The organism is Halomonas campaniensis, assembly GCF_014193375.1.
GTDB lineage: Bacteria > Pseudomonadota > Gammaproteobacteria > Pseudomonadales > Halomonadaceae > Halomonas > Halomonas campaniensis.
The window spans coordinates 88,407-111,224 of the sequence record NZ_JACHZF010000016.1 but is presented as its reverse complement, the minus strand read 5'-3'; the positions used below and the strand labels follow the sequence as shown (position 1 = coordinate 111,224).

At 70.7% G+C, this 22,818-nt stretch carries 15 protein-coding genes; 3 read left to right on the top strand and 12 right to left on the bottom strand.

Annotation, left to right across the window (positions count from 1 at the left end; all coding sequences use genetic code 11):
- Positions 1-182 precede the first annotated feature (182 nt).
- From recD to BDK63_RS12145, 5 genes are all read right to left on the bottom strand, one after another.
- Entirely contained in the window at positions 183-2,441 is a 2,259-nt protein-coding gene (recD, locus tag BDK63_RS12165) for an exodeoxyribonuclease V subunit alpha (RefSeq protein WP_183332320.1), read from the bottom strand.
- 17 nt (positions 2,442-2,458) lie between these two features.
- Positions 2,459-6,589 (bottom strand): exodeoxyribonuclease V subunit beta, encoded by a 4,131-nt coding sequence (gene recB, locus BDK63_RS12160; RefSeq protein ID WP_183332318.1) that lies wholly within the window; start codon positions 6,587-6,589, stop codon positions 2,459-2,461.
- Positions 6,586-10,257: an exodeoxyribonuclease V subunit gamma gene (gene recC / locus BDK63_RS12155; protein ID WP_183332316.1), complete on the bottom strand. Its 3,672-nt coding sequence runs from the start codon at positions 10,255-10,257 to the stop codon at positions 6,586-6,588. The genes recB and recC overlap by 4 nt, the downstream gene beginning before the upstream one ends.
- Before the next feature lie 111 nt (positions 10,258-10,368).
- Positions 10,369-11,007 (bottom strand): helix-turn-helix domain-containing protein, encoded by a 639-nt coding sequence (locus BDK63_RS12150; RefSeq protein ID WP_183332314.1) that lies wholly within the window; start codon positions 11,005-11,007, stop codon positions 10,369-10,371.
- Positions 11,008-11,157: 150 nt separating this feature from the next.
- Positions 11,158-11,445 carry an EF-hand domain-containing protein gene (locus tag BDK63_RS12145; RefSeq protein WP_221202601.1) on the bottom strand — a complete coding sequence of 96 codons (288 nt, stop codon included), beginning with the start codon at positions 11,443-11,445 and terminating at the stop codon, positions 11,158-11,160.
- A gap of 284 nt (positions 11,446-11,729) precedes the next feature.
- On the opposite strand from BDK63_RS12145, the gene BDK63_RS12140 reads away from it, so the two are divergent.
- A complete protein-coding gene (locus BDK63_RS12140; protein ID WP_183332312.1) occupies positions 11,730-12,383 on the top strand; it encodes a flavin reductase family protein in 654 nt (217 codons plus the stop codon).
- 33 nt (positions 12,384-12,416) lie between these two features.
- Here the strand turns inward: BDK63_RS12140 and BDK63_RS12135 are convergent, their stop codons facing one another.
- The 7 genes from BDK63_RS12135 to BDK63_RS12105 all read right to left on the bottom strand — a co-directional run bounded on the left by BDK63_RS12135 (position 12,417) and on the right by BDK63_RS12105 (position 19,868).
- Positions 12,417-13,394 carry a TAXI family TRAP transporter solute-binding subunit gene (locus BDK63_RS12135; protein WP_183332310.1) on the bottom strand — a complete coding sequence of 326 codons (978 nt, stop codon included), beginning with the start codon at positions 13,392-13,394 and terminating at the stop codon, positions 12,417-12,419.
- 61 nt (positions 13,395-13,455) lie between these two features.
- A complete protein-coding gene (locus BDK63_RS12130) occupies positions 13,456-13,857 on the bottom strand; it encodes a carboxymuconolactone decarboxylase family protein (RefSeq protein ID WP_183332308.1) in 402 nt (133 codons plus the stop codon).
- 57 nt (positions 13,858-13,914) lie between these two features.
- Entirely contained in the window at positions 13,915-14,862 is a 948-nt protein-coding gene (locus BDK63_RS12125; RefSeq protein ID WP_183332306.1) for a D-2-hydroxyacid dehydrogenase family protein, read from the bottom strand.
- Positions 14,859-16,817 carry a TRAP transporter permease gene (locus BDK63_RS12120; protein ID WP_183332304.1) on the bottom strand — a complete coding sequence of 653 codons (1,959 nt, stop codon included), beginning with the start codon at positions 16,815-16,817 and terminating at the stop codon, positions 14,859-14,861. The genes BDK63_RS12125 and BDK63_RS12120 overlap by 4 nt, the downstream gene beginning before the upstream one ends.
- 97 nt (positions 16,818-16,914) lie before the next feature.
- The gene (locus BDK63_RS12115; RefSeq protein ID WP_183332302.1) at positions 16,915-17,907 is read right to left on the bottom strand and encodes a TAXI family TRAP transporter solute-binding subunit; all 993 of its coding nucleotides are present in this window, start codon (positions 17,905-17,907) and stop codon (positions 16,915-16,917) included.
- 290 nt (positions 17,908-18,197) lie between these two features.
- Positions 18,198-19,097 (bottom strand): LysR family transcriptional regulator, encoded by a 900-nt coding sequence (locus BDK63_RS12110; protein WP_183332300.1) that lies wholly within the window; start codon positions 19,095-19,097, stop codon positions 18,198-18,200.
- A 15-nt stretch (positions 19,098-19,112) separates the two neighbouring features.
- Complete coding sequence (locus tag BDK63_RS12105) at positions 19,113-19,868, bottom strand: haloacid dehalogenase type II (RefSeq protein WP_183332298.1); 756 nt, start codon at positions 19,866-19,868, stop codon at positions 19,113-19,115.
- Between the two features lie 210 nt (positions 19,869-20,078).
- Between BDK63_RS12105 and BDK63_RS12100 the strand changes: the two genes are divergently transcribed.
- Positions 20,079-20,768 (top strand): GntR family transcriptional regulator, encoded by a 690-nt coding sequence (locus BDK63_RS12100; RefSeq protein WP_183332296.1) that lies wholly within the window; start codon positions 20,079-20,081, stop codon positions 20,766-20,768.
- A 60-nt stretch (positions 20,769-20,828) separates the two neighbouring features.
- Positions 20,829-22,811 (top strand): aconitate hydratase, encoded by a 1,983-nt coding sequence (locus BDK63_RS12095; RefSeq protein ID WP_183332294.1) that lies wholly within the window; start codon positions 20,829-20,831, stop codon positions 22,809-22,811.
- Positions 22,812-22,818: the final 7 nt, after the last annotated feature.

Genomic DNA, 22,818 nt, shown 5'->3' with positions numbered 1-22,818 from the left:
AGAGCTACCGGCTGAAGCAGAAGACGCTCAGCTGACGATCACGGGTGGGTCAATTTTGTTGACCGCTGGTGGGTCAGTTCTGATGGCCATTGACAGCGTGATCGAGGCGGCGTTCGCGGTGCCGCCGGACCGGTGCAATATAAGCGTTTCAAGGTGGCGGGAAAACGGGCGGATTCCACGCTTTATCGCGTTCCCAGCCCGCTCACCCGCATCACGCGCCGCTCCACCGCGTCCAGCAGCTGGCCGCGCCCGGTCTCGACCAGGGTGAGCCAGTGGCGGGCGCGGGTGATGCCGGTATAGACCAGCTCCCGGGTGAGGATCGGGTTGGGGGCGTCGGGGAGCAGCAGGGCGGTGTGGGTGAACTCCGAGCCCTGGGACTTGTGCACCGTCATGGCGAAGACCGTCTCCACCGCCTGCAGGCGGCTGGGCAGCACCCACTTGATGCGCCCGCTGCCGTCCCCGGCGGGGAAGGCCACGCGCAGCGCCGGGCCCCGCTGAGCGGCGCCCCCGCCCGAGGGCTGCGGCAGCGCCAGGGTGATGCCGATATCGCCGTTCATCAGCCCCAGGCCGTAGTCGTTGCTCGTCACCAGCACCGGGCGGCCGGGATACCAGAGCCGGCGGCCGTCGCCGCTGTCGATCAGGCCCTCCTTTTCCAGCGCGGCGCGGATGCGCTCGTTCAGCCCCTCCACGCCCCAGGGGCCGCGGCGAAGGGCGCAGAGCAGCTGGAACTGGCCGTGGGCGGCCAGCACCGCCCGGGCCCAGTCGTCCAGGGCCTCGCGGTCGATCTCGCCATCCGGGCTCGCTTCTGGCACTGCGCGTTTCATGACCTCCAGATAGTGGCGATAGCCCACCGGGGGCGGCAGCGTCCTGCCGTTCACCACGCGGTCCTCGCCGGCGCTCTTTCCTCGATCAGGGAAGCCCGCGGCGTGGCCCGAGACCACCAGCCGTTCCAGGCCGCGGTCGCCGTCCGTTTCCAGCTTGAGGTGGGAAAGGTCGGCGTAGCCGTGACCGAGCACGTCGCGGATGGCGGCGCGCTTCTCGCGTCCCACCGCGTCGCGATTGACGGCACCGGCCAGCCGGCCGATGCCGCTGGCCGCATCGAAGCGGTGGCTGACCCGCAGCATGGCGATGGCCTGGTCCAGCGGGGCGCCCACGGGGTCGATCATCTCGGCGGGCAGCGCCTGGCCGGTGGCCTTGCTGAGCCAGTCGGCGGTCTCGGGCGTGTAGTGGCCGCCCTCGGCCCGGGCGCAGAGGTCGCCCAGCACCGAGCCGGCCTCCACCGAGGCGAGCTGGTCCTTGTCGCCCAGCAGCACCAGGCGGGCGCGGGGCGGCAGGGCGTCGAGCAGGGCGGCCATCATCTCCACGTCGACCATGGAGGCCTCGTCCACCACCAGCACGTCCAGCGGCAGCGGGTGGCGGGCGTTATGGCGGAAGTGGCGGGTGTCGGGGCGCGAGCCCAGCAGGCGGTGGAGGGTGTTGACCTCCGTAGGGATAGCGCGGCGGAGGTGGTCTACCGCTTTTTCGCCCAATAAATTGGGCTCCCACAGGTCTGAAAGACCGTCGAGACTTAACCCAGCCACCTGCCCGGCGATGGATTCGTTGAGGCGCGCGGCGGCCTTGCCGGTGGGGGCGGCGAGGCGGATGCGCAGCGCGCGGCGGCCTTCGCCCAGCGCCAGGGTCTGCAGCAGGGCGAGCAGCTTGACCACGGTGGTGGTCTTGCCGGTGCCGGGGCCGCCGGTGATCACCGCGAAGGGCGAGCGGGCGGCCAGGGCGCAGGCGGCCTTCTGCCAGTCCAGGGTGGTGCTGGGGGGGAAGAGAGCAGAGAGGGCGGCGGCCAGGGTGGTGGGGTCAGAGGTGTGGGCAGAGCTGTGGGTGGCTTCCACCGGGCGCCTGTCGGCGCCAGTCGCGCAACAAGTTGCCCTCCTACCAGGCAAACCTTCCAACCTGGTGGCGATATGCTGCTGGATCGAGCGCTCGTGGTGCCAGTAGCGGCGCAGGTAGAGACGGGTGGCGTCGAGCACCAGCGGGGTGCTGCCGGGGCCGTGGCCGACGATCAGCGGGTGAGTGAGTGCTTCCTGCCAGTCGGCGAGGGTGAGCTCACCGAGCAGGGCGCTGGGCAGCGGCGGCGGGTCCTCCAGGCTGTCGCCCTCCGGGGGCAGCGAGAGCGCGAGGTCGGGCTCGGCCAGGGTGCGTTGCAGGTCCAGGCAGACATGGCCGCGGCCGAGCTGGTGGCTGGCCAGGGCCGCGGCCAGCAGCAGCGGGGTGGGGGCGTCGGGCACCTCGCGGCCCAGGAAGGCGGCGAAGGCGCGGTCCAGGGCGCGCAGCCAGCCGCGGGCTACCCAGCGGTCGAGCAGGGCGAAGAGCGCCCGGGTATCCCGCAGGGCCTCGGCGGCGGCGGCCTCGTTGGGGGTGGTCTCGGCGGTGGGTGAGGGGTCACTCATGCTGTTGTCTCCAGCGCTCATGGCTGCTCCTCCGGGGTAGTAGCGGCCTCGGCGTCGCGGAACAGGGCGTCCAGCGCCTCGATCAGTTCGCGGGGCGGGCGCTCGCGGTGCACGCCGCGGGAGGGGGCGTGCTGGCCGCGCAGGAAGACGTAGAGCGCCCCGCCCAGGTGGCGGTCGATGTCGTAGCCGGGCAACCGCGCCTTCAGCAGGCGGTGCAGGGCCAGCAGGTAGAGGCAGTACTGCAGGTCGTAGCGCTTCTCGCGCACCGCCTTCGCCATGGCCGCCTCGCTGTAGGCCTCGTCGTCGCGGCCCAGGTGGTTGGACTTCCAGTCCAGTACGTAGAAGCGTCCCTCGTGCTCCACCACCAGGTCGATGAAGCCCTTGAGCATGCCGTTGAGCCGGTCGCGCTCGAGCGCCGGGCGTGAAGTGCCACCCAGTGTGTGAGCGCTCACGAGGGCGTCCAGGCGGGTGGTGTCGACCCGGTGGGCAGAAAACCAGAACTCCAGCTCCACCTGGTAGTGAGCGCTCTCCAACCGCTCCAGGCGCAGCGGAGACACCGGCCCCTCGGGGGCGTTCGGCACCGGCAGCTCGCAGGCCAGCAGCCCGCGCAGCCAGGCCTGCAGCGCCGGGATGCGCTCACGCCAGCCGCGCAGGTTGGCGCGCCGTGCCAGGGTGTCGTTCAGGCGCTCGGGCTCGGCGGCCAGCCGGGCGAAGCCCTCGGCCCCGGCCCACTCCAGCAGGCCGTGCAGGAAGGTGCCCGCTGCCGGGCCGCGGGGGAAGCGGTGAAGCGAGGCATCACTCACCGGCAGCGGCACGCTGGCCGGGTCGCTGGGCTCGTCGCGCATCTCCCGGGCGGTGGCTTCCAGAGCCGTCTCGGGTTCTTCCTCCCCACCGCCGATTCTCTCGCCACCGATGCTTTCACCCCCCAGCCGCAGCGCCGAGTAGCTGGCGATCCACCAGTGCTCCCGGGCGCGGCGGGCCGGGGTCAGCGCCTCGCGCAGGGCCTCGCCGTTCGCCTCCATGGGCACCATGAGGTCGCTGGGTTCCGGCGCCGGCTCGACCCGGAGCTCCGTCTCCGCCATGCCCTGGGCGAGGGGGAAGAGGGCCTCGAGCAGGCCGTCCGTCGAGGGCGACGAGAGCGGTGCCCCGGCGGTGAGCACCTGGCCGATGGCGCTGCGCTCGAACCCCTTGAGCGGGGCGATGCCCAGCCAGGTGGCGTGGCGGGCGCGGGTCAGGGCCACGTAGAGCTTGCGCAGGTCCTCGCCCAGGCGCTCGTCGTCGGCGCGGGCCAGCACGGTCTCATCGGGCTCCAGCGAGAGGTGGCGGCGGCCCGCCTCGTCGTGCCAGGTGAGCGGCAGGTCGGTGGCCTTCTTCTCGCGGAAGGCGCAGATGAAGGGCAGGAAGACCAGCGGGTACTCCAGCCCCTTGGACTTGTGGATGGTGATCACCTGCACCAGGTCGGCATCGCTCTCCAGGCGCAGGCGGTGCGTATCGGCCTGCTGGGGCGGATGGGCGCTGGCCTCGCTCAGGTGGCGCAGCAGGGCGTGCTCGCCGTCGAGCTCGGCGCTGGCCTCTTGTAGTAATTCGCCGAGATGCAAGAGATCGGTGAGATGTCGCTCGCCACTCGCGCTCCTGAGCAGCCGGGTGGGCACGGCGAAGTCGGCCAGCAGCCGGTGCAGCATGGGCAGCACACCCTGGCGCTGCCACTGCCGGTGGTAGCCGCGGAACTGCAGCACGCGCGCCTCCCAGGCCAGCTCGTCGTGCTGCAGGGCGTCGAGGTCGTGATTGCCCATGCCCAGGCTCGGCATGGCCAGGGCGGCGTGCAGGCGCCGCTCGCTGTCGGGCTCGGCGCAGGCGGCCAGCCACACCTCCAGTTCCAGGGCCGCCGGGGTCTCGAAGACCCCCTCCTTGTCGGAGAGGTAGACGCTCTTGATGCCGCGCTCGAGCAGCGCGCCGCGGATCGCCTTCGCCTCGTTGCCGTTGTTGACCAGCACGGCGAGATCCGACGGCTTGAGGGGCCTGAAGGGCTCGTCCGGTCCGCCGAAGCCGGTGCGCCCGGCCTGGCCCTCGCGCAGGAGAGTGGCCATCTCGGTGGCGCAGCGCGCGGCCATCTCCTTGAAGTAGGCGCCCTTGGTCATTCCGTCGCTGGACCCCTCGACCGCGTCGCTCGTTAAATGCCAGAGCGTCATGGCCGGCAGCGGCGCGCCGTCGCGGGTGAGGGCGTCCTTTCTCCCTTTCGCCGCCACAGGCAAGAAAGGCACCGGATTATCGAGCACTTGGCTCACTGGCTGCGCGAGCGAATCACTGCGTTGCGCGGTGCTCGTAAGCTCGCCTAACCCCGCGTTATGTCTCGCTTCCTGTGCGCCGTGCGCCTTGTGCTTCATCTCGCTCGCCGACTGATCCAAGCGCTCTGTTCCCTCTCGTTTTTGTCGGAACAGGAAGGCGCCGCGGCCGGCGGGGTGGGCCTCGGCGAAGCGGAACACCCGGTTGACCGCCTCCACCATGGCGGTGGAGGAGCGGAAGTTGGTGCCGAGCGTGACGTGGCGCCCGGCGGTGTCGCGCCGCGCCTGCAGGTAGGTGTGGATATCCGCGCCGCGGAAGGCGTAGATCGCCTGCTTGGGGTCGCCGATCAGCAGGACGGCACCGGGGTTGTCGGGGTCGGGGGCCTCGGCCAGGCGGTAGACGTGGTCGAAGAGCCGGTACTGCACCGGGTCGGTGTCCTGGAACTCGTCCACCAGGGCCACCGGGAACTGGCGGCGCACGTGCTCGGCCAGCGCCCCGCCGGCGGGGCCGGCGAAGGCGCGGTCGAGGCGCTCGAGCAGGTCGTCGGGGCCGAGCTCGGCGCGGCGCTGCTGCACGCGCTCGCGCCGTTCGCTCATCCAGCGCACGGCGTGAGCCAGCAGGTCGGCGTGGGCGCTGGGCAGGGCCTCGAGTTGGCTCGGCAGCTCGGCCAGGGCGTGCAGGGCGGGGTGGTCCAGCGGCTCGCCCGTCTTCCAGATCTCTGCCATGCCCTCGGGCGTCAGGCGCTTCCAGGCGGCGTCGGTGAGCGCGGGGGTGGCGAGCTCGGGGTCAAGGGCCCAGTCGCGCAGCTTCGCCAGCCAGTCGATGCGGCTTCTGCTGTTGAGCTTGCGCTGGTCGAAGGCCTTGGCGGCGGCGGCGCTCTCCAGTTGTTCGGTGAGCTCATCCAGCCAGGCGGGCCAGGGCGCCTTGAGCTCGGCGAGCACCCGGGTGCGTTCGGCCTGCAGGGTGGCCAGGGCCCCGGCGGGGGGCGGGGCGTCGGGCAGCAGCTCGGCGTCGCCCTGCAGGCGGCGGACGTCCTCAGCCAGGGCGTCGGGGGTCTCCCAGTAGCGGGTGACCACCGCCAGGGCCTCGGCGTCCAGGGCGTAGTAGAAGCTGCGCCAGTAGTCCCGGGCCACCTCCAGCTCCAGCTCCGACTGGTCGAGGTTCATCTCGAGCGAGAAGAGGCTGCCGCTCTCGAAGGCGTGCTCGCGCAGCATGCGGTGGCACCAGGAGTGGATGGTGGAGACCGCGGCCTCGTCCATCCACTCGGCGGCGAGCTGCAGGCGTCGGGCGCAGGCCGGCCAGCGCTCGCGGGGGTAGCTGTCGCGGAGGGCCAGCAGCGGGTCGCCGCCCGGCGGATCGCCGCCCGACTTGTCCACTGCCTCTGAGTTATCCACTGGTGGTTCGGCGAAGAGGTCTCCCGTGAGTCCATCGCCTGAGCTGGTAGAGTCGGGGGCAGGCCGAAGAGGAGGTCCTACGCCAGGGATGGCGTCGGTAGCGCCCAGGGAAGGGTTCACAGCGCCTCCTCGACGGTCCGGCGCTCCGGGGCCTGCCGCCGACGATCCGTCTCCATTCTTTGATGCCAGAAACGCCTCGGCGGCCTCCACCAGCCGGGCGCGGATGCGGTCGCGCAGCTCCCGGGTGGCGGCGTTGGTGAAGGTCACCACCAGGATCTCCGGCGGGGTGAGGGCGCGGGGGAAGCTCTCGGCGTCGGTCTCGTCCCGGGGGCCCAGCACCAGGCGCACGTAGAGCAGGGCGATGGTGAAGGTCTTGCCGGTGCCGGCGCTGGCCTCGATCAGCCGGCTGCCGGTGAGCGGCAGGCGGATCGGGTCCAGGGTAGGGGGCGTTGTCTGGTCCTGTGCGCTCATGCCTGGCCTCCCTTGCCCTTGCCGTGCTTCTCCTTCGGCTTCTTCACCGCGCGTAGCAGCGGGGCGTAGAGCCGCTCGGCGAGCTCGGCGAAGCCGCCACCCTCCGGCGAGTGGACCAGGTCATCGAGCTCCGGCCACTGGCGCAGCAGGTAGGGGTCGCGGCCGCGCTCGCCGTGGTCGTTGTTGAAGCCGCTGCCGTAGAAGACGGTGCTGGCGGCCTTCCAGGCCTTGTCGTCCTCTTCGCTTGCCGTGCCGGCGAGGCAGCGGGCCATGGCAGCGGGGCTTCCGCCCTTCTCCAGCCAGGCGAAGGCGGTGTCCCGGGCCAGGGGCAGGGGAGTGGCCATGCCGTGCTGCCAGGCCGCGGCGATATCGGCCAGCCGCGCGCGGGCCTCCTCGGCGGGCAGCGGGGCCAGGGTGCCGCCGCCGGCGCGGGAGAGCAGCCGGGTGGTCATGGGGCCCTCCAGCTGGCCGGCCAGGTGGGCCACCCAGGGGCCGAGCCAGTGCTTCCAGTGGTATTTCCCCTTGTTGACCAGGCTGCTGGTGGTCAGCAGCACCCGGCAGCGCTCCATGGCGTCGTTGACGCGCAGCTCGCCCAGCCAGTCCTCCAGGGCCAGGCCGCCGCCAGGTATCTCCTCCCCCCCTTCGCCCAGCGCCTCGCGAAGGTCCAGCGAGACGGTGAGAGGCTCCTCCATGGCGTGGGGCCACTCGTCGAGCACCCGGCGGTAGTCGGCGAAGAGGCTCTCCATGGGCTCGATGAGGGAGTCGCGCATGCGCTCGGCGAAGCCGCCCATGGCCAGGCGACCCTGGCGCTCGAGGCGCTCCAGGGTGGCCAGCATGGCGGGCTCATGGGGCTCGCCGGCCTCCACCGCTTCGCGGCTCGCCTCGATCAGCGCATGCTGCAGCTGCCAATGGTCGAGGCCATCCAGGGTGAAGGGCTCGTGGTCGAGCCGCTCCATGGCCTCCGTTTCCAGATGGACCTTGAGCCGGGTGGTGGTGAAGGCCTGCACCGGGGCCTTGAGGAAGGCGCCCAGCTGGGCCAGGGTCAGCGGGCTCTCCTGCCGGAAGGGGGCCATCGGTGGCTCCGCCGCCGGGTCCGGCGCGGGCTCGGCCTCGGGGCGGTGCAGCTCGCGCCACTCGTGGGCATAGGTGGCCAGGTGGGATCCTTCGCGGAAGTAGTCGACGCTGAACGGCTGCAGCGGGTGCTCGGTGGTCAGCGCCGCGAGCAGCGCCTTGCCGCCGTCGTCTTCCTCGTGATCGGCAAGCCGCCAGCCCCGGGCCAGGTGGTCGCGCAGCTGGCCGAGCAGCACCGAGGGGGGCTGCTCGCTATTGTCGACGATGCTGCGGCCCACCCAGCTGATGCTCAGCCGGTCGCGGGCCGAGAGCAGCGCCTCCAGGAAGAGGTAGCGGTCGTCCTCCCGGCGGGAGCGGTCGCCGGGGCGGTAGTCCTGGGCCATCAGGTCGATGTCCAGGGGGCGCTGGACACGCGGGTAGTCGGCATCGTTCATGCCCAGCAGGCAGACATGGCGGAAGGGGATGGCGCGCATCGGCATCAGGGTGGCGATGTTCACCGCCCCGGCCAGGAAGCGCTGGGAGAGGCTCGCCTCGTCCACCTGGGCGAGCCAGTGCTCGCGCACCACCGAGAGCGGCAGGGGCTCGCTGAGCCCGGCCTCCTCGGCGCTCTCCTGCCAGGCGTCCAGCGCCTGCTCGAGCCGGGTCAGCGCCATCAGGTCCTGGTCGGAGTCGGCCAGGAAGCAGGCCGCCAGCAGCTCGCGCAGGCGCTCCCCCCAGGTGGCCACGTCGCAGGGCTCGGCGAGGGTCTGCCACTGGGCCTCCAGGGTGTCGATCAGGCTGACCAGGGGGCCGGCCAGCGCCGCCTCCAGCCCGCCGATGTCGTCATAGGGCTCCACCCCCTGCCAGGGGCCGTCGGCAGCGTTGCCCACCGCATAGCCCAGCAGCAGCCGGCGCAGGCCGAAGGCCCAGGTGTTGGCGGCCATGCCGCCCGGCAGGTCGAGGCTCTGGCGCTGGCGGGCGTCGAGCCCCCAGCGGATGCCGGCGCCCTCGATCCAGCGGCGCAGGGTGGGCAGGCCGCTCTCCGGGACGGCGAAGCGTGCGCGCACCGCCGGCACCTCCAGCAGGTCGAGCAGGTCGCTCACCGAGAGGCGCAGTTCCGGCAGGCGCAGCAGCGACTCCAGCGCGATCAGCAGCGGCAGGCGGTGGCGGCTGGCCTGGTCGGAGAGGGTGAAGGGGATATGGCGTGGGTCGTCGGCGTCGAGGCGGCCGAACACCGCCTGCACCGCGGCGGCATACTGGTCCACGTCGGGCACCATCACCAGGATGTCCCGGGGCCTCAGGGTCGGGTCCTCGCTGAAGGCGGCCAGCAGCTGGTCGTGGAGGATCTCCACCTCGCGCAGGGCGCTGTGGGCGACCTGGAAGCGCAGCGAGCGGTCGCGGGTCGGGTCCACCGCGGGCCAGGTGGCGCGGCTCTCGGCCAGCGGACGCAGCTCGAGGATATCGTCCTGCAGCTGGCGCAGCAGGCTGGGCGTGGCGTTTTTCTCTTCAGGGCCTTTCTCTTCAGGGCCATCCGCGCCGTCCAGCGGCGAGTCGAAGAGGTCGATGCGCAGCGCCTCGCCTTCGAAGAGGCCGCGGTAGGCCTGCTGCTCGTCGAACTCGTCCAGCAGGCGCAGGTAGTCGCGGCCCTGCTTGCCCCAGGCGGCCAGCAGCGGCTGGGCGTGGAGGTGCAGCTCGGTCTCGGCGAGGTCCGCCGGCATGCCGGGGCGGCGCCGCTGGCGCTTTCTTTCTGCTCGAAGGAGGTCCTTGTGCTCGATGATGTCCGCCCAGTAGTGGCGGCAGGGGTTGTGCACGCAGAGCAGCACCTGGCTGACCCGCGCCATGGCGGCCAGCGCCTCCAGGGTCTGGGCCGGCAGCGAGGAGATGCCGAAGACGATCACCCGGCGCGGCAGCCCGGGCGGGCGGCTCGTGGCATCGAGCTCCCGGCACGCCTCGAGGAACCGCTCGTGCACCGCCGCGCGGCTGGAGGCCAGCCCCGCGTCGCCGTGGGCCCGGGCGATGTCGTCGCGCAGCGCCCGCCACAGCTCGGCTTGCCAGCGCTGCTCCTCGGCCAGCGGCCGGGCCTCGCCCCGGGCGGTGATCAGCACGTCCTCGCCCGCCGCCCAGGCGGTGAGCCAGTCGGCGCGGTAGACCTGGTACTGGTCGAAGAGGTCGGCCAGGCGCTCGGCCAGCTGGTGGCGCTTGCGCAGGTCGTCGTCACCTTCCAGGAAGCGTGCCAGGGGGGCGAACACGGGGGCGTCGAGCAGGGCGGGCAGCAGGCGCATCAGCCGCCACACCAGCCGCGGCTTGTCGAAGGGGGAGACCGGCGGCACCTGCTCCTCCCCCAGCACGCTGCGGTAGGCCTGCCACAGGAACCTCGCCGGCAGGGTGACGTCGAGCGCCGCGGCGATCCCGGCGCCGCCCCGGGATTCGTCGGCGGCCAGGGCCAGCTTCAGCCACTGGCTGATGCCGTTGCTCTGCACCAGGATCGTCTCGTTCTCCAGCGGCCCCAGCGGATGGCGGCGCATCCACTCCACCGCCAGGCCGCGCAGGGCCTCCAGGCGGTTGCCGTGGATTACCATGAAGCCGGGCTGCAGGGCGGAATCGTCGAGGGCGGGCATGGCGCGGTTCCTTCGCATGGTCCATCTGCTGGCCATGGTGCCATAAATGCCCGGGCGGTTATGCAGTTCTAGGCGTGCGGTGAGTTACCCAGCAAAGCGCGTGTCGGTGGCCTATCGCGGGCCGGGGGCATGGAGGCGTCGCCAGTGCTGCGGGGCCATGCCCAGGGAACGGTGGAAATGCCGGGTGAAATGCGACTGGTCGCAGAAGCCGCACTCCTGTGCGATCCGCGACAGCGGCTCGTCGCCTGCGAGCATCCGCTCGCAGGCCCGTGCCAGGCGGCGACGGGTGACATGGGCCAGGGGCGGGATGCCGAAGGTCCGCTTGAAGGCGTGGGCGAAGTGGCCAAGGCTGAGCCGGGTCACGGCCGCCAGGTCGCGGACGTGGATCGTCTCGTCCAGGTGTGCGTCGATGTGGGCCTCGAGGCGTCGAATCTGCCAATCGGCGAGTCGGCCAGGGGGCGCGGGAGTGTTCACCGGGACGGGTGGCGCCGAGTCGGCAAGGCCTGACAGCACCTCCACTGCGGCGTGCAGGGCCTGCTGGACACGCTGATGGTCCCCGCCGGGGGACAGGATCACGACGATGGGGCTGTCGGCCAGATCGCCGAGCAACTTCGCGAACTCGTCGGGCTGGAAGGCCTGGCGGTCAAGCAGGATGACATCCGGCTGCCGAGCAGGGCCGCGAGCCGAGGCCCGTCGAGCATCGCTGGTACCGTCGACGCCAGGCAGTCTCGGCCGGTCTTCGACGATCATGCTGCCTCTCCGCATGGCCTGTCGGCTTCCCGACACTGGATTAACTATAGTGCTGCCGGCACGAGGCGTAGCCATTTCCTGTGGCGTTCCCTTGAAAGAAGGGAGAGGCGGGCGCAAGAAACACCCGCCCCCGTACCTGCTGCCGATGGATCAGATCGACCGGTGCCGATACTCCTGTCTCGTCAGGTAGCCGTCCTGGTTCCGGTCCAGCTCCCAGAAGGGCTCCGGCAGGCTCCGTCTGGTGGCTTCTTCGGCCGAGATCCTGCCATCGCCGTTCGTATCCAGCCGAGCGAAATGGTCGCGACCCTGGGGTGCCATGGATTCGGCGCGAGTCGGTTCCATGCGATGCTGCGGGAAGGGTTCCCCCTCGGCCCAGGCGAGCCCCGGCACCAGCAGCGACCCCAGCAATGCCGCGATGGCCAGTCTGTGAGTGATCATGTTCATCACCCTCCTGTTTGGACCCGATGGACCATCGAGTTCCAGAGACAAGGATGGTCCCGGACCGTGGCGAATGCTTGAGCGTCTCTGCGGGAGTGGGACGTTCCTGCTGTCGGAGCGCCACCCCGGGTTGCAGGGCATCACGCTCGCCTCGTGGGCCAGCCGCCACGGCGTTGCGGCCGAGGCCTCCGGAATCGGCCCCGGTGTTTTCGCGGGCGTCGGCAGCTCGGGCGATAGGGGGTACCATGGAGCCGTGCCCGCTACCCTGAGGAGCGAACTCCCCCATGAGCGACTACTTGCTAGAAGAACACGCCCTGAGCCCGGGCAAGATCTACCGCCTGCTGTCGGGCAGCATCTGCCCGCGGCCCATCGCCTGGGTCTCGACCCTGGACGCGGCGGGCAACGCCAACCTGGCGCCCTTCTCCTTCTTCAACGTGGTGAGCGTCAACCCGCCGGTGCTGGGCTTCTCGCCGCTGCTCGACGGTGACGCCAACCCCAAGGACACCATCCGCAACCTCGGCGAGGTGGGCGAGTGCGTGGTGCATATCAGCGGCGAGGGGCTGGTAAAGGAGATGAACGCCACCAGCGCGGGGCTGGAGCACGGCGACGACGAGTTCGTGCACGCCGGGCTGGAGAAAGTGGCCATGGCCGGGGTCTCGGTGCCGCGGGTGGCCGGCGCCCCGGTGGCCTTCGGCTGCCGCCTGCGCGAGATCATCCGCTTCGGCGATCAGCCCCTGGCCGGCAACCTGGTGCTGGCCGAGGTGGTGTCGATCCATGTCGACGACGCCCTGTGGGACGGCCGCCACGTCGATGCCGAGGGGCTCAAGCCCATCGGGCGCATGGCCGGCAACGACTACGCCCGCTGCACCGACCTCTTCGAGGTGGAGCGCCCGGCCTCGGGCAGCGCCATGAGCGCACAGCAGCGCGGCGGCCGATAGGGCCGCCGCGGTTCAAGGTGAGGGCGTTTTGGCTTACTCGGCTTCCGGCGGGACCAGCGCCTCCGGCACCTCGATGCCGATCTCGCGGTAGTAGCGCACCGCCCCGGCGTGCAGCGGGGTGGTGGTGTTCTCCACCGAGATCTCGGCCGTCATGCCGCGGGCCGGGGCGAAGGTCTCGCCGAGGCGCCCGATATTCTCCCAGTAGGCCCGGGTGAATTCGTAGCCGGCCTCCTCGGAGAGCTCGCTGGTGGCGGCGATGCCGATGTAGGTGCCCAGGGTGGTGGCCGCCGGCATGTCGCGGTAGGTGCCCTCGGGGATCTCGGTGCGCGACAGGAAGGGCAGCGCCTCGGTGGCGGTGGCCACCTGCTCGTCGGTCATCGACAGCACCCGCAGCGGGCGCGAGGAGTGCACCTCGGTGAAGGCCGGGATCGGCGGGATGCCGTTGTAGCTGAAGCCGACGATACGGCCGTCCACCACGGCGTCGGCGGCGTCCGACATGCTCATGCGCTGGAAGTCCGGCGCGATGCCCAGGGCGGTGAAGACCAGGTCGGTGATGTACTCGCCGCCGCCGCCGATGCTGCTGGGGTTGAAGCGGGCGCCCTCCAGGTCCTCGAAGGTCTCGATGCCGCTGTCCTGGCGGACCGCCCAGTGCATGGTGGAGGGGGCGACCCACAGCACCATGCGCATCTGCTCGATGGCGTCGTTCTCGTAGCGCCCTTCGCCGTTGTAGGCCTCGAAGGCGCCGGGGGCGTCGATCAGCCCCATGTCGATCTCGCCGCGGCCCAGGCGGATGGCGTTCTCCCGGGAGCCGCCGGTCTCGCGGACCGAGACCTCCAGCGGGGAATCGCCGCTGACCAGCCGCGAGAGCTCCGAGAAGCCGAAGTACCAGCCGGAGGCGGCCGGGGCGACCCCGATGCTGACGGCCTCGTCGGCCATGACCGGGGCGGCGAGGCCCGCGGCGAACACGGCGGCGGCCAGCGGGGTGAGCAGGCGATGGGTCATCGATCTCATGGCAGTTCTCCTTGCACGGTTGTTGTTGTCGGCAGCTGTTGTTGTCGGCAGCAGGCCGGCCTCAGCGGCCGGCCTGCTCCTCGCGCCAGGCGGCGATCACCTCGCGGGCGACCCGCAACCCGTCGATGGCGGCCGGGAAGCCGCAGTAGGGCACGCACTGCAGCAGCACCTCGCGGATCTCCTCCTCGCTGCAGCCGTTGTTCAGGGCACCGCGCAGGTGCACCTTGAGCTCATGGGGGCGGTTCAGCGCCACCAGCATGCCGATGTTGATCAGGCTGCGGGTGGGGCGCGCCAGGCCCGGGCGGTTCCAGATGTCGTTCCAGCAGTTGCGGGTCACCAGCTCCTGCATCGGCCAGCTGAAGTCATCCACCTGGGAGAGGGCGGCGTCCACGTAGACATCGCCCAGCACCTCGCGGCGGGTGGCGAGCCCCCTGGGGTCCAGCTCATCCTGTCGATCGCTCATGTCGCGGCTCCTTGTCTGCGGGCGGCTACCGTTATCGGCGGCTACGGTTATCGGCGGCTACTGGGCCAGGTCAGTGACGGGGTCGCCGGCGGCGAAGGCCAGCAGGTTGTCGAAGGCGTCGCCGAAGTAGAGCTCGTAGCTGTCCTTCTCCACGTAGCCCAGGTGGGGCACGCCGAGGAAGTTGGGCAGCGCCAGCAGCGGGTGGCTGACCACCGGCTCGTCGTCGAAGACGTCCGCGGCGGCCATGCCCGGCCGGCCGGCGCGCAGCGCGGCCTCCAGGGCCCCCGGGGCGATCAGCGGTGCCCGGGCGGTGTTGACCAGCAGCGCCGTGGGCTTCATGCGCGCCAGGTCCTCGGCGGTGACGATGCCGCGGGTATCGTCGTTGAGGCGCAGGTGCAGGCTCAGCACGTCGCTGCGCTCGAACAGCTCCGCCTGGCTGGCGGCCACCTCGAGGCCCGCCTCGATGGCCCGCTGGCGGGTGCCCTCGCGGCCCCACACCAGCACCTCCATCTCGAAGGCCCGGGCGTAGCGGGCCATCAGCTGGCCGATCTTGCCGTAGCCGAAGATGCCCAGGGTGCGGCCCTTGAGGCCGGTGCCCAGGGTGCGCTGCCAGCGGCCGGCCTTGAGGTTGGCGGCCTCCTCGGGGATGTGGCGCATGGCGGCCAGTACCAGGCCCCAGGTGAGTTCGGCGGCGGCGTAGGGTGAACCGGTGCCGGCCATCACCGTGACGCCCCGGGCCTTGCAGGCGCCCAGGTCCACGTGGGCGGCCCCGCCGCCGGTCTGGCTGATCGCCCTGAGGCGCGGCAGGCGGTCGAGCAGCTCGGCGGTGATCGGCGTGCGCTCGCGGATCAGCACCAGCGCCTCGGCGTCCTGGAAGCGCGTCACCAGGGTGTCGAGGTCGGTGACGGTGTCGTTGAACACCGTGACCTCGTGGCCCTCCAGCTTGGCGAAGGCGTCCAGGGTGCGCACGCAGTCCTGGTAGTCGTCGGGTATCACGATCCTCATCGTGCAGGCTCCTTGTCGGGGGTGGGACGCGCCGGGGCGCCCACGGCGTCGCGGTGTCTCAGCAGCTGCCAGGCGAACAGGCCGCCGATCAGGGCGATGCCGGCCACGTCGGTGATCGCCTGGCCGCTGATCAGCATCAGGGCCGCGGCCAGCAGCAGGCCGCGCTCCAGCCAGGAGCAGGGCCGCAGGAAGTAGCCGATGGTGGAGGCGGCCAGGGCGATGATGCCGAGTACCCCGGAGCCCACCGCCATGGCGATCTGCAGGGCGGTGCCGTCGCCGAGCAGCGGCGGGTGGTAGATGAACATGAAGGGGATCAGGAAGCCGCCCAGGGAGATCTTGGTGGCGGTCAGCGCGGTGCGGAACCAGTGGGAGCCGGCGATGGCGCCGCCGATGTAGGCGGCCAGCGCCACCGGCGGGGTGACCCCGGAGAGGATCGCGAAGTAGAGGATGAACAGGTGGGCCGAGAGGTTCGGCAGGCCGGCCTCGATGAAGGCCCCCGCCACCACCGAGGCGGCCAGCATGTAGGCGGCCACGGTGGGCAGCCCCATGCCGAGGATGATCGCCACCACCATGGCCAGCAGCAGGGTGATCAGCACGTCGCCGCCGCTGACCACGAGGATCACCGAGGAGACCTTGAGACCCAGGCCGGTGAGGCTGATCACCGAAGCGATGATCGCCACGCTGCCGATGATCACCGCGATCATGGCGGCGGTCATGGCGCCGGCCTCGAGCGCCGCGGGCAGCGACTTGAGGCGGTCGACGAAGCTCCCCGGGCTGCGCCAGGAGAAGAGGTAGAGCGCCATGGCGGTGAAGTAGGCGGCCACGGCGGCGGTGGTCGGGGTGTAGCGCATCACCAGCAGGGTGATCAGCACCGCCAGCGGGATCACCAGGGTCTCGATGTTGAACAGCCCCTGGCGCAGGGTGGGCCGCTCGGACTTCGGGATCGGGTTGAGGCCCAGGCGCTTGGCTTCGAAGTGCACGCTCATCCAGATGGCCAGGTAGAAGAGCAGGGCCGGGATCAGCGCGGCGCCGATGATCTCCAGGTAGCTCGTCGAGATGACGTCGGCCATGACGAAGGCCGCGGCGCCCATGATCGGCGGCAGGATCTGCCCGCCGGTGGAGGCGGAGGCCTCGGTGGCGGCGGCGAAGCGCGGGCTGTAGCCGTTCTTCTTCATCATCGGGATGGTGAAGACCCCGGTGGTGGCCACGTTGGCGGCGGTGCTGCCGCTGATGCTGCCGAACATGGCGCTGCACAGGGTGGCGGCCTTGGCCGGCCCGCCCGCCATGCCCCCGGTGGCGGCGTTGGAGAGGCGCATGAAGGTGTCGCCGCCGCCGGTGGTGACCAGCAGGGCGCCGAACATGATGAAGATGACGATCACCGTGGAGGAGGTGCGCATCAGGCTGCCGTAGACGCCGGTGGGGCTCAGGTAGAAGGTGGCCACCAGGTCGTCCCAGCGGAAGCCGCCGTGGCCCCAGACGCCGGGCAGGTGCTGGCCGAAGGCGGCGTAGGCGAGGGCGATCAGCACCAGTACCGGGAAGGCCAGGCCGATGGCGCGGCGGCACGATTCGAGCAGCAGCAGGATGGCCGAGATGCCGAAGACGATGTCCAGGGTGGTGGGCATCAGGTAGCCCAGCTGGTAGATGATGCGGTCGAAGTGGATCACGTAGTAGGCACTGACCACCACGCCGAGGACGATCGGCGCCAGGTCATACCAGGGAATGCGGTTGGCGTCGCGGCTGCGACAGCTGTAGGCCAGGAAGATCAGCGGCAGCGCGAACAGCAGGTGGATGGCGTTCTGGGTGTTCACCGGGCCGGTGACGGCCGTGTAGAGGTGGAACAGTGCCATGGAGACGGCGGCCAGGCGCGTCACCAGGAACCAGAAGCCGGTCAGCTGGCGCTTGCCCGAGTCCTCCGAGTACTTCTCTACGACGTTGGATTTTGCAGGGGTATCCATCGGATGACTCCCGCACCGCGGCGTCAGGACAGTAGCGGTGCGTCAGGATAAGGGCATCGGGGAACCCCGCGGGCGCCATGCCCGCGGGGAGGGGGGGTTACTGCGCTTCGGGCGGGACGATCTCCTCGGGAACCTCGAGGCCCAGGTCGTCACGGTAGTAGCGCAGGGCGCCGGCGTGCAGCGGGAAGGTGGCGTTGTCGATCACGTGCTGCGGGGTCACCCCGTCGGCCGGCTTGAAGGAGTTGGCCACCTGCTCGTGGTTCTCCCAGTAGGCCTTGGTGATCGCGTAGACGGTGTCGTCATCCAGGCTGGCGTTGGCCGCCACGCCCATGTAGATCCCCAGCGACTGCGCCTCGCTCATGCCGGTGTAGGTGTCGGCGGGGACCAGGGTCGGGGTGAGGAAGGGCAGCTCCGCGGTGACCGCCTCGACCTGCTCGTCGGAGAGCGACAGCAGCTGCAGGGGGCGCGAGGCATGGACCTCGGTGAAGGCCGGGATGGGCGGCACGCCGTTGTAGCTGAAGCCCACCAGGCGACCGTCGGTCACGCCCTCGGCGGCGTCGTTGATGCGCATGCGCTGGAAGTCGGGCTCGATGCCCAGGATGCCGAACACCAGCTCGGTGATGTACTCGCCGCCGCCGCCGATGCTGCTGGGGTTGAAGCGCGCCCCGTTGAGGTCCTCGAAGGTCTCGATGCCGCTGTCCTGGCGCACCGCCCAGTGCATGGTGGAGGGGGCGATCCAGTAGATCAGGCGGGCATCGGGGTTGGGGGTGTCCTCGAAGCGGCCGATGCCGTTGAACATCTCGTAGCCCACCAGCGCCTCGGTGAAGGCCAGGTCGAGCTCGCCGCGGGAGAGGCGGATGGCGTTCTCGCGGGTCCCGCCGGTCTCGCGCACGGTGATCTCGTAGGGGGTGTTGGCGCTGATCACCCGAGCGCCCTCGGAGATGCCGAAGAACCAGCCGGTACCGGTGGGTACGGCGCCGATGTTCAGCGCGGTCTCGGACTGGGCCTGGACATTGGCGGCGCCGAGGCTGCCGATGGCGATGAGCGAAGCGGGGATGAGCAGGCGTGCCTTGCGGGTCAGCGATGTCATTGTCGTGTTCTCCTGGCTCCGGAAAGCCGGTTGCACTGTTGTTGTCTCGCGGGATGCGGTTGTCGTTCGGGACGCGGCCGCCGGCGGTGGCCGGCAATCGTCCGGTGGCTCGCCGTTGCACTCGGGGCGGGAGGCAGCGAGCCAGGTTTCATTGATACCCTCCTGCTGTCAGCCTGTACATTGGTCATTCATGAACCCGCCTTCTCCAGATACGAAGGCAGGAATCGCCCCGTTTTTTGCCGCATTGCAGCGAAGAAATGCCGGCGGGTTCGGCGCGATGATGGCCGCGGTCACCCGCTCGATGCGGCGGATTCGATCAGGTGGTCGACGAACATTCTGGCGGCCATGGAGAGCCGCTCCGGGTCGTGAACATAGATGCTCAATCTGCGCCTGGCCCAGGCGTCGCGGATCGACAGGACCCTCACATTCAGGCCCCCCACGTACTGGCGGATCGCCCCGCGGGGCACCACGCCGACGCCCAGCCCGGCCTGGACCATCATGCACAGGGCGTCGTAGCTGGTGACCTGGATGCGCAGCCGCAGCGGCCGGTTGGCCAGGCTGGCGGCCCTCAGCAGCTCCAGGTTGATGGCGCTGGAGGTGTGCAGCCCCACGTGGGGATAGTCCAGGCATTCACGGAAGTCGATCGCCTCACGGTCGGCCAGCGGATGGTTCAGGGGCGTGACCAGCACCAGGTCGTCCACATGGTAGGGAAATTCCACCAGGTCATAGCCGTGGGGCAGCCGCGCGCAGACGCCGATATCGGCGTTGTTGCTCATCACCTCGCGGGTGATGATCGGGCTGACCTTCTCCTCCAGCTGGACGCCGATATCGGGATGCTTCTCGAAGAAATCCTGGGTTTCGGTGGGCAGGTACTGGGTGATCGCCGACATGTTGGCGAAGACCCTGACGATGCCCCGGTTGCCGCTGGAGTACTCGCGCATCTGCAGCTCGAGATCCTCCAGGTTGTGCAGCACGCCACGCGACAGGTTGAGCAGGGCGTTGCCGGCCGGCGTCAGCTCCACCCCGCGGTTGTTGCGCTTCAGCAGCGGGGTGCTGAAGTGGGCCTCCAGCTCGCTGAGCCGCTTGCTCACCGCGGAGGTGGCGATGTACTCCGCCTCCGCGGCGCCGGTGATGGTGCCGGTCTCGGCGACCCGGACGAACAGCCTGAGCGAGGTGGGGTCGAGTCTCATGGCGGCGATCCCGGGTCAGGGGGCGAGCAGCTGGTCGGCCAGGTCGTGGAAGTCGTTGGCCACCAGGTCGAAGACCGGATCCACCGTCAGGTCGGGGACGGCGTCCGGCCCGTGCTCCAGCGGGCGCTTGACGAAGGCGGTGCGCAGCCCCTCGCGGTGGGCCGCCTGGAGGTCGTCCTGGTGGGCCGCCACCATCATCACCTGGTGGGGCGCCAGGTCGAGCAGCTCGCAGGCCTTGTGGTAGACCTCCGGGTCGCGCTTGTAGTGCCCGGCCAGTTCCGCCGAGAGCACGCAGTCCCAGGGCAGCCCCGCATGCCTTGCCATGTTGACCAGCAGCGAGACGTTGCCGTTGGAGAGGGGGGCGAGGATGAAGCGCGGCCTGAGGCGTTCCATCCCCGCCACGCTGTCCGGCCAGGGGTCGAGGCGGTGCCAGGCGCGGTTGAGGTGCTGGCGGTCTTCCTCGCCGAGGGCGTCGGCGAGGCCGAACTCGTCGATCAGCCGATCCAGGGTCATGCGGTGCAGGTCGTCGAGCCGCGTCCAGGGCAGCTCGCCGCGGCGCACCCGATCCATGGCCGGAGCGTAGCCGCCCCGCCAGGCGTCGGCGAAGGCCGCCCAGTCCACCTCCAGGCCGCGCGCCTGCCCCAGCGCCTGGCCCTCGCGGATGACGCTGCTGCGCCAGTCCACCACGGTACCGAAGACGTCGAAGGTGAGGGCCCTGACCTCGGCCAGGGAGTCTCGGCCCTGGCCGGGCGGGGGCGTGGAGTGGGACATGGTCGCTTCCTGTGGTTGTTGTTGGTTGTCGTCGCCGATTGGCCGGCTCAACCCACTGACATCCCGGGTCTGGCGTAGCGTTGATAGGGCGTCCACGGGAGAGTTGTATGCAATCCGACTCGATTTTGGCCAAATGTAGGCCTATATTGGCCATCGGCGCAATCAATCGTACACAACATTGCCTCCTACCTTGGTCGAAGGGAGACCGCCATGACCGCCGCCGATCGGGTCTACCAGATCATCAAGAAGCGCATCCTCGACGGCCAGTATCCCGCCGGCAGCTACGTGCGGGAGGCCACCATCGGCCAGGAGCTGGCGCTCAGCCGCACGCCGATTCGCGAGGCGCTGCGGCGGCTGGTCTCCGATGGCTGGGTGGAGGCGATTCCCCACCATGGCGCCCGGGTGGTGGCCTGGACCCAGCGCGACGTGGAGGAGGTGTTCGAGCTGCGCGTGCTGCTCGAGCCCCAGGTGGTCAGGCGCGCCGCGCCGCGGATCGGCGCCGAGCGCCTGGCGACCCTCGACGACCTGGCCGAGCGCATGGAGGCGCTCTGCGAACGCGGTGACGACGCCTCCGTGGACGAGATTGCCCAGCTCAACAACCGCTTCCATGCCGAGCTGGTGGCGGCGGCCGACAGCCCCCGGCTGCAGCGGCTGCTGGAGACCATCGTGCAGATCCCCGTCTCGCGGCGCAGCTTCCACCGCTACACCCGCGACGAGCTGCACGGCAGCATGCAGCATCACCGCGAGCTGATCCGGGCCCTCTCGCTGGGCGACGGCGAATGGGCGGCCTCGGTGATGCGCGCGCACATCCTGGCCGCCCGGGCCGCCCAGCTGCGCCCGGCGGCAAGCGACGAGGAGGCCCGGGAGCCGGCCTTCCGCCGTCGCCTGCATCGCGCCTGACGCCCCGGCCGCCAGCTTCCGACAACCGAGTCCCTACAACAACAGCTTCAGGACCGTCCCATGAACTCCCACGACGCCCGTAGACCCCTCAACCTGGCCCAGCAGCTCATTCGTGATCACCTGGTGGAGGGCGAGATGACCCCCGGCAGCGAGATCGCCCTGCGCATGGACCAGGCCCTGCTGCAGGACGTGCTGGGCACCCTGGTGATGCTCGAGCTCGAGGCCATGGGCCTCGACCGGGTGCACACCGACCCCAGCGTGCAGTACATCGACCACGGCCTGGTGCAGGCCGACCACCTCAATGCCGAGACCTACCTGTTCCTCAAGAGCGCCTGCGAGCGTTTCGGGGTCTGGTACTCCGGCCCCGGCAACGGCATCAGCCATCCCGTGCACATGGAGCAGTTCGGCGTGCCGGGCCAGTCCATCGTCGGCTGCGACAGCCACACCACGGCGGCCGGCTCGCTGGGCATGCTGGCCATCGGCGCCGGCGGCATCGAGGTGGCCACGGCCATGGCCGGCGAGCCGCTCTACCTGACCATGCCGGAGGTGTGGGGCATCCGCCTGGAGGGCCGCCTGCCCGACTGGGTCTCGGCCAAGGACGCGGTGCTCGAGCTGCTGCGGCGCCACGGCGTGGCCGGCGGCAAGGACACCATCATCGAGTACCACGGCCCGGGCCTCGCGCACCTCTCCGCCATGGATCGTCACGTGCTGGCCAACATGGGCACCGAGATGGGCGCCACCGCCACGGTCTTCCCCAGCGACGAGGAGACCCGCCGCTTCCTGGCGGCCCGTGGCCGCGAGGGGGACTGGAAGCCGCTGGCCGCCGAGCCGGGCTGCACCTATGACCGGGAGGAGACCCTGGACCTCTCGGGCCTGGTGCCGCTGATCGCCCTGCCCTCGAGCCCCGACAGGGTGGTGCCGGTGAGCGAGGTGGCCGGCGAACCGCTGCACCAGGCCTATATCGGCTCCTCGGGCAACCCGGGCTACCGGGACTTCGCGGTGGTGGCGGAGATGGTGCGCGGCCGCACCGTGGCCGAGGGCGTCTCGCTGGACATCAACCCCTCGTCGCGCCAGGTGCTGACCACCCTGATCCGCGAGGGGTACCTCGCCGACCTGGTCGCCAGTGGGGCGCGGCTCCACCAGACCGGCTGCAACGGCTGCATCGGCATGGGCCAGGCCCCGGCCGCGGGGCTCAACAGCCTGCGCACCGTGCCGCGCAACTTCCCGGGCCGCTCCGGCACCCGCGAGGACAGCGTCTTCCTGTGCAGCCCCGAGACCGCCGCCGCCTCGGCGCTGGCGGGGGTGATCGCCGATCCGCGCACCCTCGACATGGCCTATCCGCGGATCCTCGAGCCGGAGCGGATGGTGGTCAACCGCGAGCTGTTCACGGCGCCGCTGCCGCCGGCCGAGGCGCGGCTCAGGCCGCTGCAGAAGACCGACAATACCCCGGCGCTGCCGGACCTGCCGCCGCTGCCGGATACCCTGGAGGTGCCGGTGCTGCTGGTCACCGGCGACAACGTCTCCACCGACGACATCATGCCGGCGGGCCAGCGGGTGATGCCCTACTGGAGCAGCGTCTACGCCTCGGCGCCCTTCACCTTCGAGGCCGTCGACCCCGACTACGCCCGGCGCGCCGAGGCGAGCCGCGAGCTGGGCGGCCATGCGATCGTCGGCGGCCGCAACTACGGCCAGGGCTCCAGCCGCGAGAACGCCGCCCTGGTGCCGCGCTACCTGGGGCTGCAGGTGGTCGTGGCGCAAAGCTTCGCGCGCATCCACTGGCAGAACCTGGTGTGCTTCGGCGCCCTGCCGCTCACCTTCGAGTCGGAGCGGGATGCCAGGCGGCTGGAGCAGGGCGACAGCCTGGTGATCCGCGACCTGCATGCCCAGCTGGCCGCCGGCCCCGACTTGACCGCCGAGGTGGTCGGCAAGGGCACCTTCCGCCTGCACCACGGGCTGAGCGGCCGCCAGCGGGAGCTGCTGGCGGCGGGTGGGGTGATCAACCTGCTGCGGGCGCGCCAGGGCGAGGCCTCGGCGGCCCGCTGAGCCTTGC

Bases quoted from the DNA above. Each gene is read 5' to 3' on its own strand.
- BDK63_RS12130 (WP_183332308.1), bottom strand. From the start codon at position 13,857: ATGAGCGATCGACAGGATGAGCTGGACCCCAGGGGGCTCGCCACCCGC.
- BDK63_RS12150 (WP_183332314.1), bottom strand. From the start codon at position 11,007: ATGATCGTCGAAGACCGGCCGAGACTGCCTGGCGTCGACGGTACCAGC.
- recB (WP_183332318.1), bottom strand. From the start codon at position 6,589: ATGAGCGCACAGGACCAGACAACGCCCCCTACCCTGGACCCGATCCGC.
- BDK63_RS12105 (WP_183332298.1), bottom strand. From the start codon at position 19,868: ATGTCCCACTCCACGCCCCCGCCCGGCCAGGGCCGAGACTCCCTGGCC.
- recD (WP_183332320.1), bottom strand. From the start codon at position 2,441: ATGAGTGACCCCTCACCCACCGCCGAGACCACCCCCAACGAGGCCGCC.
- BDK63_RS12110 (WP_183332300.1), bottom strand. From the start codon at position 19,097: ATGAGACTCGACCCCACCTCGCTCAGGCTGTTCGTCCGGGTCGCCGAG.
- BDK63_RS12135 (WP_183332310.1), bottom strand. From the start codon at position 13,394: ATGAGATCGATGACCCATCGCCTGCTCACCCCGCTGGCCGCCGCCGTG.
- BDK63_RS12095 (WP_183332294.1), top strand. From the start codon at position 20,829: ATGAACTCCCACGACGCCCGTAGACCCCTCAACCTGGCCCAGCAGCTC.
- BDK63_RS12140 (WP_183332312.1), top strand. From the start codon at position 11,730: ATGAGCGACTACTTGCTAGAAGAACACGCCCTGAGCCCGGGCAAGATC.
- BDK63_RS12120 (WP_183332304.1), bottom strand. From the start codon at position 16,817: ATGGATACCCCTGCAAAATCCAACGTCGTAGAGAAGTACTCGGAGGAC.
- BDK63_RS12125 (WP_183332306.1), bottom strand. From the start codon at position 14,862: ATGAGGATCGTGATACCCGACGACTACCAGGACTGCGTGCGCACCCTG.
- BDK63_RS12145 (WP_221202601.1), bottom strand. From the start codon at position 11,445: ATGATCACTCACAGACTGGCCATCGCGGCATTGCTGGGGTCGCTGCTG.
- recC (WP_183332316.1), bottom strand. From the start codon at position 10,257: ATGCCCGCCCTCGACGATTCCGCCCTGCAGCCCGGCTTCATGGTAATC.
- BDK63_RS12115 (WP_183332302.1), bottom strand. From the start codon at position 17,907: ATGACATCGCTGACCCGCAAGGCACGCCTGCTCATCCCCGCTTCGCTC.
- BDK63_RS12100 (WP_183332296.1), top strand. From the start codon at position 20,079: ATGACCGCCGCCGATCGGGTCTACCAGATCATCAAGAAGCGCATCCTC.